Origin of the sequence: Enterobacter asburiae, assembly GCF_001521715.1 — a bacterium.
GTDB classification, from domain to species: Bacteria; Pseudomonadota; Gammaproteobacteria; order Enterobacterales; family Enterobacteriaceae; genus Enterobacter; species Enterobacter asburiae.
Genome location: NZ_CP011863.1, coordinates 1,161,256 through 1,174,139, shown reverse-complemented (window position 1 = coordinate 1,174,139; position 12,884 = coordinate 1,161,256). Strand labels below are relative to the sequence as shown.

At 56.9% G+C, this 12,884-nt stretch carries 15 protein-coding genes and 1 pseudogene; 10 read left to right on the top strand and 6 right to left on the bottom strand.

Features of this window, described 5'->3' with window-relative positions; all coding sequences use genetic code 11:
- Positions 1-3 precede the first annotated feature (3 nt).
- From puuE to ACJ69_RS05920, 6 genes are all read left to right on the top strand, one after another.
- Positions 4-1,275 carry a 4-aminobutyrate transaminase gene (gene puuE / locus ACJ69_RS05940; protein WP_059346670.1) on the top strand — a complete coding sequence of 424 codons (1,272 nt, stop codon included), beginning with the start codon at positions 4-6 and terminating at the stop codon, positions 1,273-1,275.
- A gap of 150 nt (positions 1,276-1,425) precedes the next feature.
- Positions 1,426-2,913 (top strand): carboxypeptidase M32, encoded by a 1,488-nt coding sequence (locus ACJ69_RS05935; RefSeq protein ID WP_059346669.1) that lies wholly within the window; start codon positions 1,426-1,428, stop codon positions 2,911-2,913.
- Positions 2,914-3,084: 171 nt separating this feature from the next.
- A complete protein-coding gene (locus ACJ69_RS05930) occupies positions 3,085-3,609 on the top strand; it encodes a thioredoxin fold domain-containing protein (RefSeq protein WP_232248372.1) in 525 nt (174 codons plus the stop codon).
- 174 nt (positions 3,610-3,783) lie between these two features.
- Positions 3,784-4,191 (top strand): acid resistance repetitive basic protein Asr, encoded by a 408-nt coding sequence (asr, locus tag ACJ69_RS05925; protein ID WP_059346667.1) that lies wholly within the window; start codon positions 3,784-3,786, stop codon positions 4,189-4,191.
- Between the two features lie 94 nt (positions 4,192-4,285).
- A complete protein-coding gene (ydgU, locus tag ACJ69_RS26040; protein ID WP_021241182.1) occupies positions 4,286-4,369 on the top strand; it encodes a small membrane protein YdgU in 84 nt (27 codons plus the stop codon).
- 102 nt (positions 4,370-4,471) lie between these two features.
- Entirely contained in the window at positions 4,472-5,293 is an 822-nt protein-coding gene (locus ACJ69_RS05920; RefSeq protein ID WP_047647926.1) for a trypsin-like serine peptidase, read from the top strand.
- 38 nt (positions 5,294-5,331) lie between these two features.
- On the opposite strand, the gene mdtI is transcribed toward ACJ69_RS05920, so the two are convergent.
- From mdtI to ACJ69_RS26035, 3 genes are all read right to left on the bottom strand, one after another.
- Positions 5,332-5,661 (bottom strand): multidrug/spermidine efflux SMR transporter subunit MdtI, encoded by a 330-nt coding sequence (gene mdtI, locus ACJ69_RS05915; protein ID WP_024909144.1) that lies wholly within the window; start codon positions 5,659-5,661, stop codon positions 5,332-5,334.
- Positions 5,648-6,010, bottom strand: coding sequence for a multidrug/spermidine efflux SMR transporter subunit MdtJ (gene mdtJ / locus ACJ69_RS05910; protein ID WP_059347811.1), 363 nt, complete (start codon positions 6,008-6,010; stop codon positions 5,648-5,650). Before mdtJ ends, mdtI begins: the two co-directional genes overlap by 14 nt.
- A gap of 118 nt (positions 6,011-6,128) precedes the next feature.
- Positions 6,129-6,299, bottom strand: a complete 171-nt coding sequence (locus ACJ69_RS26035; protein WP_085930315.1) for a protein YdgV — start codon at positions 6,297-6,299, stop codon at positions 6,129-6,131.
- 133 nt (positions 6,300-6,432) lie between these two features.
- On the opposite strand from ACJ69_RS26035, the gene ACJ69_RS05905 reads away from it, so the two are divergent.
- Positions 6,433-7,467, top strand: a complete 1,035-nt coding sequence (locus ACJ69_RS05905; RefSeq protein WP_059346666.1) for an AI-2E family transporter — start codon at positions 6,433-6,435, stop codon at positions 7,465-7,467.
- Positions 7,468-7,470: 3 nt separating this feature from the next.
- Here the strand turns inward: ACJ69_RS05905 and ACJ69_RS05900 are convergent.
- A pseudogene (locus ACJ69_RS05900) lies at positions 7,471-8,417 on the bottom strand (zinc-dependent alcohol dehydrogenase family protein).
- Between the two features lie 28 nt (positions 8,418-8,445).
- On the bottom strand, positions 8,446-9,471 hold the full coding sequence (locus ACJ69_RS05895; RefSeq protein ID WP_059346665.1) for an LLM class flavin-dependent oxidoreductase: 1,026 nt from the start codon (positions 9,469-9,471) through the stop codon (positions 8,446-8,448).
- A 178-nt stretch (positions 9,472-9,649) separates the two neighbouring features.
- Between ACJ69_RS05895 and yajD the strand changes: the two genes are divergently transcribed.
- Complete coding sequence (gene yajD, locus ACJ69_RS05890) at positions 9,650-9,997, top strand: HNH nuclease YajD (protein WP_003857471.1); 348 nt, start codon at positions 9,650-9,652, stop codon at positions 9,995-9,997.
- A gap of 29 nt (positions 9,998-10,026) precedes the next feature.
- Here the strand turns inward: yajD and ACJ69_RS05885 are convergent, their stop codons facing one another.
- The gene (locus ACJ69_RS05885) at positions 10,027-10,812 is read right to left on the bottom strand and encodes a MipA/OmpV family protein (RefSeq protein WP_059346664.1); all 786 of its coding nucleotides are present in this window, start codon (positions 10,810-10,812) and stop codon (positions 10,027-10,029) included.
- A gap of 124 nt (positions 10,813-10,936) precedes the next feature.
- Here ACJ69_RS05885 and ACJ69_RS05880 point away from each other — a divergent pair, with 124 nt between their 5' ends.
- Together ACJ69_RS05880 and ACJ69_RS05875 are read left to right on the top strand one after the other, a co-directional pair.
- On the top strand, positions 10,937-11,632 hold the full coding sequence (locus ACJ69_RS05880) for a response regulator (protein ID WP_029739347.1): 696 nt from the start codon (positions 10,937-10,939) through the stop codon (positions 11,630-11,632).
- Positions 11,629-12,825, top strand: coding sequence for a sensor histidine kinase (locus tag ACJ69_RS05875; RefSeq protein ID WP_059346663.1), 1,197 nt, complete (start codon positions 11,629-11,631; stop codon positions 12,823-12,825). Before ACJ69_RS05880 ends, ACJ69_RS05875 begins: the two co-directional genes overlap by 4 nt.
- Positions 12,826-12,884: the final 59 nt, after the last annotated feature.

Below are 12,884 nucleotides of genomic sequence, written 5' to 3'. Positions count from 1 at the left end.
GACATGAGTAACCAGGAATTTCATCAGCGCAGACTTTCTGCCACCCCGCGCGGCGTAGGCGTAATGTGTGATTTCTTTGCCCGCACGGCGGAGAATGCCACGCTTACCGACGTGGAAGGCAACGACTATATTGATTTCGCCGCCGGGATCGCGGTACTGAATACCGGCCATCGTCACCCTGAACTGGTGGCCGCAGTGGAAAAACAGCTTCACCAGTTCACCCATACGGCCTATCAGATTGTGCCGTATGAAAGCTACGTTTCATTAGCCGAAAAGCTTAACGAGCTGGCCCCGGTGCAGAGCCCGGCCAAGACGGCGTTCTTCACAACGGGCGCGGAAGCGGTAGAAAATGCGATTAAAATCGCCCGGGCCCACACCGGCAGACCAGGTGTGATTGCCTTCGGGGGAGGCTTTCACGGCCGAACCTATATGACCATGGCGTTAACCGGCAAGGTCGCGCCCTATAAGCTGGGATTTGGCCCCTTCCCGGGGTCGGTTTATCACGTGCCGTATCCCTCCGAGCTGCACGGCATTACGACGCAGGATGCCATCACGGCGATTGAGCGCCTGTTCAAAGCGGATATTGAGGCGAAACAGGTGGCGGCGATTATTTTTGAACCCATTCAGGGTGAAGGCGGATTCAACGTTGCCCCGGCAGAGCTGGTGGCCGCTATCCGCCGTATCTGCGATGAGCACGGGATCGTGATGATTGCCGACGAAGTGCAGAGCGGCTTCGCCCGTACGGGTAAACTGTTTGCCATGGAACACTACGCGGACAAGCCCGACCTGATGACGATGGCTAAAAGCCTGGCAGGCGGAATGCCGCTGTCCGGCGTGGTGGGCCGCGCCGGGATCATGGACGCGCCGGCGCCCGGCGGTCTGGGAGGGACCTATGCAGGCAACCCGCTTGCAGTGGCCGCCGCGCACGCGGTGCTGAATATTATCGACAGCGAATCACTGTGCGCACGCGCCCGTCATCTGGGCGATCGACTGACAGCCACGCTGGAGGAGATTCAGGGCAGCTTTCCTGCGCTCGTGGCGATAAGGGGAAGAGGTTCGATGATTGCGGCGGAGTTTTTTGATCCCGAGAGCCGTGAACCTTCGGCCGCCATCGCGCAGGCGATCCAGCAAAAGGCGCTCGCCCAGGGCCTGCTGCTGCTGATCTGCGGCCAGTACGGAAACGTGATCCGCTTCCTTTACCCACTGACCATTCCGGATGCCCAGTTCAACCAGGCGCTGGCGATCCTGCAACAGGTTATGCGTGATAAGGACTAAGTGCCCACCGAAAACCGTCTGCCGGAATGCCGGCGACGGTTTCAACGGAGGAGATCGGTATAGATTTCCTCCGTGTGGGAAATGTTGGGGAATTTGGTCTGTTTCATTGTATGCTCCCTGAAACACATCCCTGGCAAGAGGAAATAAGAATTGCAAAAAACATCAGCCTATCAGTCACTTGTCAAAACCTTCCAGCGTCTCTCCCGCTTCTCGCACCTCTCCTCCATCGCCAGCTGGGACATGTTCACCATGATGCCGCCAGGCGGCAGCGCCGCGCGCGGCGAGGCGCTGGCGGAGATGAGCGTCCTGCAACATCAGATCCTGACCGATAAAAAAGTCGGCGACCTGTTAGCGGCGGCGGCAGGTGAAGATTTGAATGACGTCGAACAGGCCAATCTGCGCGAAATGACGCGCCACTATCAGCAGGCGACCCTGCTGCCGGAATCGCTGGTGGAAGCGAAATCCCTGGCAGGCAGCAAGTGTGAACACGCCTGGCGCACGCAGCGCCCCGCCAACGACTGGCAGGGTTTTTCCGCCAACCTGAAAGAGGTGGTCAAACTCAGCCGCGAAGAGGCTCGCCTGCGGGCTGAAGCCAAAGGCTGTACGCCGTACGACGCGCTGCTGGATATTTTTGAGCCCGACATGACCAGCGCACGTCTGGACGTTCTGTTCGGCGATATGAAGTCCTGGCTACCGGACCTGCTGGCAAACGTGGTCGAAAAACAGGCTCAACGGTCGTTTATTCCCCCGCAGGGCCCCTTCCCGGCGGCAACCCAGCGTGAGCTGGGCCTGGAAGTCATGAAGATGCTTGGCTTCGATTTTAACGGCGGCCGCCTGGACGTGAGCGCGCACCCGTTCTGCGGCGGCGTCCCTGAGGACGTGCGCATCACCACGCGCTATGACGAAGATGAGCTGCTCAGCGCGCTGTTTGGCGTGATCCACGAAACCGGACACGCCCGCTACGAACAAAACCTGCCGCGCGCCTGGTCAGGACAGCCGATTGCCCTGGCGCGCTCAACCGCGATCCATGAGTCACAAAGCCTGTTCTTTGAAATGCAGCTGGGGCGCAGTGAAGCTTTCCTCAGGCATCTCCTCCCTGCGGTACACGCCCGCTTTGGCAGCCAGGCGGCGTTTAGCGAAGAGAACTTTATTGCCTGGAACCAGCGCGTGAAGCCTGGCTATATCCGCGTCGATGCGGACGAAGTGAGCTATCCGGCACACGTGGTGCTGCGCTATGAGATTGAGCGCGCGCTGATCAACGGCGAGATAGAGGTGGACGATATTCCCGCCCTGTGGGATGAGAAAATGCAGGCCTGGCTCGGGTTATCCACCAAAGACAACTACCGCAACGGCTGTATGCAGGATATCCACTGGACCGACGGCGGTTTTGGTTACTTCCCGTCATACACGCTTGGCGCCATGTACGCCGCGCAGCTGTTCCATGCCGCCAGAACCGCACTGCCGGGTCTGCAGACCTCCATCGCCGAAGGTGATTTTTCCGCACTCTTTGAGTGGCTGCGTCAGAACATCTGGCAGCACGGCAGCCGCTTCAGCACGTCGAAATTAATCACCCAGGCGACGGGCGAAGATCTGAATATCCGTTACTTCCGCGAACATCTGACCTCCCGTTATCTTTAATCCCTCTGCCGGAGCCTGCTCCGGCACTCTTCTCACCCTTTTCAATAAGAATATGATTTAGCACATGTTGTCATGATTGCGTCGGGTGTATGAATGCGTGTCCTTCCGACACAATTAGACTGCCATCAGGTCAGGATTAAAAAAATAAAGGGATGAATGATGAAAGGCATAATGAAAACGATGTTAGCCATTCTGTGTGCGACCAGTTTAAGTACTTTCGCAGCCACGGATAATACCCCGCAAGACGCGTTCAACGATATTACCCGCTCTCTTGCAGACCTCCAGCCCATCACGTTTCAGGCTCCTGCTGAAAAATATAAGCTGCTGGTGTTTATTGATAATCAGTGCATTTACTGCAGCAACGTAGTGAAAAACGTTAAGCAATATACGGATGCCGGTTTGACGATGTCGTTTCTGACCGTTGCGCCCAACGCCATTCGCGACTCGGTAATTGAAGATATGGGACGCGTCTGGTGTTCAACCGATAAGGTCAAAAGCCTGCAACAAGCGATGGCGGGATTTTTACCGGATAACGACACCACCACAGCCTGCTCCGATCTGATCGCGCGGCAATCTGCCCTGGCAGAACGTTTGGGCATTAGCATCACCCCGGTAATGGTGGTGATCGAGCCTGAATCACGGTCGATTATAGGCAGTCAGTCTCCGGCGGCTATTCTGGCCACACTGAACAAATAACAGAGGCCCGTACGAGCAGCGGCGTTTGGCCTGTTCGTACACTTTTCTCCCCGCTGTACATTCCGTTACACGCCGATACCAATCACTCACGGAAACCTCGAATTTACAGGGATATAGTTATTTCAACGGCCCCGCAGTGGGGTTAAATGAAAAACCAAATTCGAGGGTATGAGAATGAATAAAGTATTAGCTCTGGTTGTTGCCGCTGCTATGGGTCTGTCTTCTGCTGCATTTGCTGCTGACACTACCGCAACTGCTGCACCGGCTGCCGCGCCTGCTGCAACTACCACCGCTGCGCCAGCAAAAGCGGTTCACCATAAGAAACATCACAAAGCTGCAGCGAAAAAAGAAGCCGCTGCACCAGCAACCGCAGCACCAACCGAGCAGAAAGCTCAGGCTGCTAAAAAGCATCACAAAAAAGCAACCAAACCAGCTGTAGAACAGAAAGCGCAGGCTGCTAAAAAGCACCACAAAAAAGCAACCAAACCAGCTGTAGAACAGAAAGCTCAGGCTGCTAAAAAGCATCACAAAAAAGCAGTAAAACACGAAGCTGCTAAACCAGCTGCACAGCCAGCTGCGTAAGAGTACAAGCTTAACCGTGCCCTTCGGGGCACGTTGGTAAACCGGCGCTGAACCGGAACAGGTTCCGCGCCGTTTTTTTATTTCCGGAGGGCGTATGCTGCGACGCTATCGGTTTGAGCTGATTCTGATCCTGCTTATTTTATGCGCGCTCATCGCCAGCCATTTTTATCTTTCCTGATTGTAGCACGCTGATTTTACTCCCACTTTAGCGCTGTCCCGTCTATAGTATTTTCATAGGGTTCACTTTTAATAATCATAATTACCCCCACCAGAGTGTGATATGCGTAAATCTGTTGTGTTGTTACTGGGAACGTTTGGTCTTTTTTCTGGATTCTCACATGCGGATGATGGCGGTGATGACACCATTAGCGCGAAAGAGCTAAAGACGCTTTTTTTCGGTCATGACGATCGTACGCGCGTCGCCGATCCCACCCAGGCACCCTGGGATGCTATAGGCCAGCTGGAAACCGCCAGCGGTAACTTATGTACTGCGACGCTGATCACCCCGCAGCTTGCCCTGACGGCAGGCCACTGCTTGTTAACGCCTCCAAACGGCAAGCCGGATAAAGCGGTTGCCTTGCGGTTTGTGTCGCAAAAAGGGACCTGGCGCTATGAAATCCACGGCATTGAGGGAAGGGTTGATCCGTCTCTCGGCAAACGCCTGAAGCCGGATGGCGACGGCTGGATAGTCCCACCGGCGGCCGCCTCGTGGGATTTTGGCCTGATCATTTTACGCTACCCGCCTTCGGGCATTACGCCGCTGCCGTTATTTGACGGCGACAAGGCCGCCCTCACCGCCGCGCTGAAAGCCGCCGACCGAAAGGTGACGCAGTCAGGCTATCCTGTCGATCATCTGGATACGCTTTATACGCACACCGACTGTATTGTGACGGGCTGGGCGCAAACCAGCGTACTTTCGCATCAGTGCGATACGTTGCCGGGTGACAGTGGTTCACCGCTGATGCTGAAAACCGACAAGGGCTGGCAGTTGATTGGTGTCCAGAGCTCTGCCCCGGCGGCAAAAGACCGGTGGCGCGCCGACAACCGCGCCTTGTCCGTTACCGGTTTCCGCGACCAGCTGGAAGCGCTGGCTACACAGTAAGCCAGCGCGGAGGCCTGAAACTAAGGATCGCAACGTTATCAGGCGAGTTTTATCATGATCATGCCGGCAAGCAGCAAGATGAGCCCCATCCAGCCCTTGTTGTTTAAGCGCTGGCCGAAGAGTACCCAGCCTGCGGCCAGCGTGGCGGCGATACCGAAACCGCCCCACAGCGCATAGGCCACCGACAGATCGATTCCTTTTACCGCCTGGGACAGGGCGCTGAACGCCCCCAGAACCGCGGCAATCGACATCAGGCCGTACAGTTTACGGCGAAAACCATCCGAGAATTTCAGCAGAACGTTCGCCAGGATTTCCAGCACGATGGCGAGCCCCAGCCAGGCCGCATGAACCCACTCAAACTGTTGCATGGTTCTGCTCCTTCTGCTGTTTGCCAGGTTTACGGGTACCCGATTTAATCAGCACAATACCCGCGACCAGCGTCGTTAATCCGGCGACCTTCATTGTTGTTAATGTTTCGTCAAACATCAGCACGCTGAACAGCGTAATCAACAAAATACCGATCCCTTCCCACAGTGCATACGCGACGCCCAGCGCAATTTTTTTCACCGCAAACGAGAGGAAAATATAGGAAAGCGAAATCATCACCAGCATCAAAATAAAACCGGTGTTGCCATCGCTGACGCTTGCCCATTTCATAGACAGCGTGCCGGTAATTTCAGCGATGATAGCCAGCGCTAATAGGATCCAGTAAAACATGTTTTTCTCCTGCTTGAGAATATAATCCATCGTGGCCCGCTGCGTGCAGCAAACCCAAAAAATACGAATTGAAATCAGACAGCTAAGCGCGTTGCGCCAGCTCAGGCAGAAGAAATGACTATAGTGCGGTGCGCCAGTGTTGCTCACCAGAAAGCAGGCAGAAAGAAGTGGAGTATACAGCGGTATTGTTTGAAGAGTACGTCCTGAACATATTGTCCATAAAATTACAATTATCCGCGTTGTTGCTTCTCGTCTTTGCGGATGAAAATTGTCCTCGGTAGTTAAACACACCAAATTTGTACCATAAGCCAGGATTTTACTCAAAGTCTTTGCAATTCTTTACCCATCCCGTTTGATTTTGGTTAGTTTATTGCAATGCCTTTCACCTTTATTATAAATATAAAGAAAATTTCGGAGTCACCATGGCTAAACCCATTATTACCCTGAACGGGTTAAAAATTGTCATCATGCTGGGCATGCTGGTGATCATACTGACAGGCGTTCGTTTTGCCGCCGACATTATTGTGCCCTTTATTCTGGCCCTGTTTGTTGCGGTGATCCTTAACCCGCTGGTACAACGCATGACGCGGCTACGCATCCCGCGCGTGCTGGCAATCACGCTGCTTATCAGCATCATCATTGTGGCGATGGTCTTGCTGGTGGCGTATCTGGGGACCTCGCTCAATGAGCTGGCGCGAACGCTGCCCAAGTACCGCTCTTCGCTGGCGATACCGCTGCTCCAGCTGGAACCCTGGCTGCAGCGCGCGGGTATCGAAGTCTCGGTTGAGGAGCTCCTGAAATATATCGACCCCAACGCGGCCATGACGATCGTCACCAGCCTGCTGGCGCAGCTTTCCAATGCCATGACCTCCATTTTCCTGCTGTTTTTAACGGTGGTGTTCATGCTGCTGGAAGTGCCGCAGCTGCCGGCAAAGCTGCAGCAGATGATGGTCCGTCCGGCTGAAGGCATGGGGGCGATTCAGCGTGCGCTGGACAGCGTCTCCCGCTATCTGGTGCTGAAAACCGCCATTAGCCTGGTCACGGGGGGCGTCGTCTGGGTGATGCTTCTGGCGCTGGACGTTCGCTTTGCGTTTGTCTGGGGGCTGCTGGCGTTTGCGCTTAACTACATTCCCAACATCGGCTCCGTGCTGGCGGCGATCCCCCCTATCCTTCAGGTGCTGGTTTTCAGCGGGCTTTATGACGCGCTGATCCTGCTGGCCGGCTATCTGGTCATTAATCTGGTGTTCGGTAACATTCTTGAGCCACGCATGATGGGACGAGGGCTGGGACTCTCCACGCTGGTGGTCTTTTTGTCCCTGATTTTCTGGGGCTGGCTGCTCGGACCCGTTGGGATGCTGCTCTCCGTCCCGCTGACCATTATCGTCAAGATTGGTCTGGAACAGACGGCGGGCGGACAAACCATCGCCGTGCTGCTGAGCGATATGAGCCATAAATAGCGGTCAGTCCGCCATCGACAGGAGGGGCTTGCGGGTCCTTCCCCCTTCGCGATACGTACCGATCGCCCTCCGCCATTCCGCCAGCGGATACACCGTGACGTCGCTGTACCCGCTGGCGGGCAAATTAAGCCAGATGCGGTCAAACTCCGCGCGCCACGCCTCAGCGCTGAGCGCATCCAGACCGTTTCGGATATGGAACCACGCCACGCGCGGCGCTGGCCGTTGCTGTCTGAACGTTTGCCCGGAGAGCAGCCCGTAGCAGACAAACATGCCCTGCTCGGGCATCGCGCTGAGGATCGCTTCCGCAAGCGGCCCGCCGGTAGCATCGTAGACGACGTCGGTACGCGCGGCGACGGTGCCAATCCGCTGGGCGTCATGCTGCGCGACGGGAATGATCCCCATCGCCTCCAGCCGTTCAGCGTGAACGGCGGAACGGTGAATTCCGTACACAGCTTCCGCCCCCGCCTTACGCGCCCACTGCCCCAGCAGAATGGCGCAATCCGACCCGGCAGCCGTCAGCAGCACCCGCTTTCCGTCAGGCGGATAGCGGGTAAGCATCATTTGCGCCGCCAGCGGGTTGATATAGGCCCGCGCGGCCAGACGTGCGTCAACAGCGTCCGGAACGGAGATGGCGTACTCTGCCGGGCAATCAACATAGCGCTGCCAGGTGCCTTGACCGCGCAGCGGCAGGACGCGTTTACCCAGCAGATGCGCAAACGACGCGGGCGCGTCGGTGACAATGCCGACACCTTCATACCCGCGACCGCCGGTAGCGGGGTTCTGTGGCGGTAGGCGCCGGTGATGGGAATGAGATCGGACGCGTTCACCGGAGAAAACAGCATTCGCACGCGAAGATGACCCGGCGCAAGCGCCCCCAGCGGCGCGGTTTCAGGTTGCAGAACGGTTTCTGGCTCACCAAAACGGCGATACCAGAGGGCCAGATTTTCCATTACGATCTCACGGCTGATAGCGGAACGACTACTCGCGCCAGCCCATTGCCGGTGCGACGTGTTTGAGAATAGACTCAATCACGTGCGCATTGTAATCCACACCGAGCTGGTTCGGCACGGTCAGTAATAACGTATCGGCTTCGGCAATCGCGTCGTCCTTTTTCAGCTGTTCGATCAGCTTGTCCGGCTCCGCCGCATAGCTGCGCCCGAAGATGGCGCGCGTTTTCTCATCAAGGTAGCCCACGCTATCGCTGTCGTTGCGGCTGACACCGAAATACATCCGGTCGCGGTCGTCCATCAGCGCAAAAATGCTGCGGCTGACCGACACCCGCGGCTGGCGAGTATGCCCTGCCTCTTTCCAGGCCTGACGGTACGCGCGGATCTGTTTTGCCTGCTGAATATGGAACGGCTCGCCGGTTTCATCGTCCTTCAGGGTTGAGCTTTGCAGGTTCATTCCCAGCTTTGCGGCCCATACGGCCGTCGCATTTGAACCGGCGCCCCACCAGATACGCTCGCGCAGCCCTTCAGAATACGGCTCCAGGCGCAGCAGCCCCGGCGGATTCGGGAACATAGGCTGTGGATTGGGTTTTGCAAATCCTTCACCGCGCAGCACCTCAAGCAGCACCTCGGTATGACGGCGCGCCATATCCGATTCGTCTTCCCCTTCCTGCGGGACATAGCCGAAATGACGCCAGCCATCAATGACCTGCTCCGGCGAGCCGCGGCTGATGCCAAGCTGCAGACGACCGCCGGAAATGAGATCCGCCGCGCCCGCATCCTCGGCCATGTACATCGGATTCTCATAGCGCATGTCAATCACGCCGGTCCCGATTTCGATGGTTTTCGTTTTTGCGCCTATTGCCGCCAGCAGAGGAAACGGCGAGCTAAGCTGTCGGGCAAAGTGGTGCACGCGGAAATACGCGCCGTCTGCCCCCAGCTCTTCAGCCGCCACGGCTAAATCGATGGACTGCAGCAGCGTGTCTGCCGCCGAGCGCGTGCCGGATTGCGGAGAAGGCGTCCAGTGACCAAATGATAAAAACCCGATCTTTTTCATAACGATGTGTCCTGAGAATGCTTTGCGTTGTACCTACTTTACGCATTACCGGGTGAGAATAAATGGCGATTATTTAACGGAAAGCATCAAATAAATTGACAGAATAGCGTGGTTCGTCATTCCGCCGCATAATGGGATATAATATCCCCCACTTTTTTCATGGCAGGTAAAACCGGCAATGGCTCTGATCCCTAAAAACTACGCGCGGCTGGAAAGCGGCTATCGCGAGAAAGCATTAAAAATCTATCCCTGGGTCTGCGGACGCTGCTCGCGGGAGTTCGTCTATTCCAATCTGCGTGAATTGACGGTTCACCATATCGATCACGACCATACCAACAACCCGGAAGATGGCAGCAACTGGGAGCTGTTGTGCCTGTTTTGCCACGATCACGAGCATTCGAAATACACCGAAGCGGATCAGTACGGCACCACCGTGGTCGCAGGGGAAGACGCGCAAAAAGACGTGGGCGTCGCCACGTTTAACCCGTTTGCCGATTTAAAAGCGATGATGGATAAGAAGAAATAATCCCCTCGCCCACATCGCGCTCCGCGAATTTAAAATGTCCAGGTGATAGCGGCGGTTGCAGACCCTTCATTACGCCGCATTACGATCGGGCTGTTATTCGCATGGTCGCCCAGCCAGGTGTAGTCCGCACTCAGCACCGTCCCCCAGTGAGCATCGAACTGATGGCTCCAGGTCAGGCTGGTGTCGACGCCATAGAATCCACCCGGCGCAGCATAGCGGCGATATCCGGTGCGGCGGCTCTGCTGCTCGCTGACCCCATACCAGGTATTCAGATAACGGCTGTCGCCAAACAGGGCCGCAGACTGAAAGGCAACCGTATCCTGGTTATTTTGCACGGGGATCAGCGTCACGGAGGCCTGATAGCTTGCACCCTGGCTGTCCGTTAACGGCAGCGTCGCTTTGCCTTCCATACTCAGCCATGGCGCGGCCTGCCAGCCGACGGCAAGGCCGGTATTCAGAGTGGCATCAATGCCCCCCATCCATTTCAAATTGTTTGCGCCCTCACGCCAGCCAGAATTTTTATCAGCCCTTCCGAAGTCGTAGCCCAGCGTGTGTTCGAAATACCAGCCGCTGTCGTTTTGCAGGTCATATCCCACCCCTTTTTGCGCATCAATAAAGAAAGCGCCTTTGCGTCCCTGCAGCACCGGAACCACCTGCCACACCTGCTTGTCTGAGCCTGAGTAACACGGGGCATACTGCCCCCCAAGCCCCACGGTGAGGGAATCGGACGCGGTGCCATCATCCGCCTGCACGCCGGAACTCACGGCCATCAGAAGCGGAACGGACATATACAGGACTTTTTTTATCGCTATCATACTGCTCTCCATACGGACGCTGGCGCCTCCTGATACGGGGGCGGCCACACAACGTTGGCGCAGTATGATTTGGCTGAATCAATGAATCGTCGGGATAGTGTTAAGAAATGGTCAAGGTGAACGGATGTTGTCCAGAAGAGTGCTGATTATTGAAGATGACGCCGATGCGGCTGGCGTGCTCGAGGCCTATTTACGGCGGGAAAATTACGACGTGACCATTACCGGAGACGGTCATTCCGGGCTGGATATGGCGCAGCGGTGGAAGCCCGACCTCATACTGCTGGACGTGATGCTGCCGGGGCTTAACGGCACCGAGGTGCTGGCTGGCCTGCGTCGTAAAAGCGATGTGCCGGTGATCATGGTCACGGCCATGGGGGATACCCCCGACCGCATTGGTGCCCTGCGGTACGGTGCCGATGATTACGTTGTGAAGCCTTATCATCCGGGCGAAGTGGTGGCTCGGGTGCAGGCGGTGCTGCGGCGCAGCAGTAAAAAAGAGACGGACGAGGCGATCCTTCGCTGGCAAACGCTGGAGGTGGACGTGGCCGCCATTGTGGCGAGCGTGGATAACGGCGGCGACGCGCCCGTGATGCTCGATCTTACGCCAACGGAATTCTCGCTTCTGGCAACGCTGCTGCGTTCTCCGGCGCACCCGTTCTCCCGCCAGTATTTACTGGAGCACTGTTTGCCGGAAAGCGAGGCGCTGGAGCGCGTGGTGGACACCCATATTTATAACCTGCGTAAAAAACTCGAAGCGGCGGGGATCTCCGGCGTGCTGATCAACGTTCGCGGCGTGGGTTACAGGTTCAGACAGCCATGATTAAAAATCAGCACTCCTCTCTGTGGCGCTGGATTTGCGCGCGCATCTTAGCGCTGGCTATCGGCAGCGTGATCGTCATTGCCACCTGCATGTGGCTGCGCTATGCGGTTCAGAACTACTGGATAATGGGCAAAATGCCAGCGGCGGTACGCCAGGAGTTTCTGACGCTCAGCCAGAACCCGCAGGCCAATCCGGCCCGCTTCCACTCGATTGTGGACACCTGGTGGGGCCTGAGCTATTCCACGCCGTCTATCGCCTCAGCCGACTGGGCCACGGTGGCCCTGCTGGTGCTGGTGATGATCCCGTTTATTGTGGTGATGGGGCTCAAACACGCCCGGCCGCTGGCTCTGCAGTTCAGCCGCCTTCGCGATGCGGCAAAGGATGTCGCCGACGGGCAGTTTGGCCGTCAGGCGGAATTGATCGAGGATGCGCCGGCTGAAATGGTCAGCTTTGCGACCGACTTTAACTCCATGACGGGACAGCTCGCCCGCTATGAAAAAGAGCTCCGCGCCTCGCACGTCGCGATGGCGCACGAGCTGCGCTCGCCCCTGACGGCCGCCATCGGGCGTCTGCAGGGCATGTTAGACGGCGTGTTTGATGCCAGCCCGGCGCAGCTGGGCATGGTGATGAAACAGCTCCAGCACCTCAACCGCCTCACCGATGAGCTTCACCTTCTCTCGTTGGCCGACGCGGGTAACCTCGTGCTGGAGGACCAGCCGTTCTGTCTGGATGAGCTGATTCAGGAGCGGGCTGCCTGGATCATGCCCGAGGCTGACGCGCATCATTTTCGGATAACGCTTCGCAACCCGCGCACCAGCCCCTTCAGAGGCGATGCGTTCCGTCTGGGCCAGGTTGTTACCATCCTCATGGAAAATGCGCTACGTTACGGGCGCGAGGGCGGCCACCTCGAGGTGGCGCTGCATTACGCCAGCGGTCATTACACCCTCGAATTTACCGATGACGGGCCGGGCGTGTCGCCCCAGTTCTTACCGGAAATGTTTAAACGCTTTAGCCGCGAGGAGCAGTCCCGCGCGCGGCATTCCGGCGGCAGCGGCCTCGGTTTGTCCATCGCCCGGGCGATTTGTGAGGCTCATGGGGGTGAGATTAGCGCGTCATTGCCGGAAACCGGCGGCCTCGCCGTGCGCATTTTATTGCCCTGGCACCCGTCCGGTAATGAAAATCTCCACTCTTGATAAAGCCTTGACAGAACGTCGAATCTTTCTCGACGTAGCGCGCATTTAATAACGCCATT

What these genes read in the sequence shown, in the direction of transcription:
- puuE (WP_059346670.1), top strand. Translation starts at nt 4, where the DNA reads ATGAGTAACCAGGAATTTCATCAGCGCAGACTTTCTGCCACCCCGCGC.
- ACJ69_RS05930 (WP_232248372.1), top strand. Translation starts at nt 3,085, where the DNA reads ATGAAAACGATGTTAGCCATTCTGTGTGCGACCAGTTTAAGTACTTTC.
- asr (WP_059346667.1), top strand. Translation starts at nt 3,784, where the DNA reads ATGAATAAAGTATTAGCTCTGGTTGTTGCCGCTGCTATGGGTCTGTCT.
- ydgU (WP_021241182.1), top strand. Translation starts at nt 4,286, where the DNA reads ATGCTGCGACGCTATCGGTTTGAGCTGATTCTGATCCTGCTTATTTTA.
- ACJ69_RS05920 (WP_047647926.1), top strand. Translation starts at nt 4,472, where the DNA reads ATGCGTAAATCTGTTGTGTTGTTACTGGGAACGTTTGGTCTTTTTTCT.
- mdtI (WP_024909144.1), bottom strand. Translation starts at nt 5,661, where the DNA reads ATGCAACAGTTTGAGTGGGTTCATGCGGCCTGGCTGGGGCTCGCCATC.
- mdtJ (WP_059347811.1), bottom strand. Translation starts at nt 6,010, where the DNA reads ATGTTTTACTGGATCCTATTAGCGCTGGCTATCATCGCTGAAATTACC.
- ACJ69_RS05905 (WP_059346666.1), top strand. Translation starts at nt 6,433, where the DNA reads ATGGCTAAACCCATTATTACCCTGAACGGGTTAAAAATTGTCATCATG.
- ACJ69_RS05895 (WP_059346665.1), bottom strand. Translation starts at nt 9,471, where the DNA reads ATGAAAAAGATCGGGTTTTTATCATTTGGTCACTGGACGCCTTCTCCG.
- yajD (WP_003857471.1), top strand. Translation starts at nt 9,650, where the DNA reads ATGGCTCTGATCCCTAAAAACTACGCGCGGCTGGAAAGCGGCTATCGC.
- ACJ69_RS05885 (WP_059346664.1), bottom strand. Translation starts at nt 10,812, where the DNA reads ATGATAGCGATAAAAAAAGTCCTGTATATGTCCGTTCCGCTTCTGATG.
- ACJ69_RS05880 (WP_029739347.1), top strand. Translation starts at nt 10,937, where the DNA reads ATGTTGTCCAGAAGAGTGCTGATTATTGAAGATGACGCCGATGCGGCT.
- ACJ69_RS05875 (WP_059346663.1), top strand. Translation starts at nt 11,629, where the DNA reads ATGATTAAAAATCAGCACTCCTCTCTGTGGCGCTGGATTTGCGCGCGC.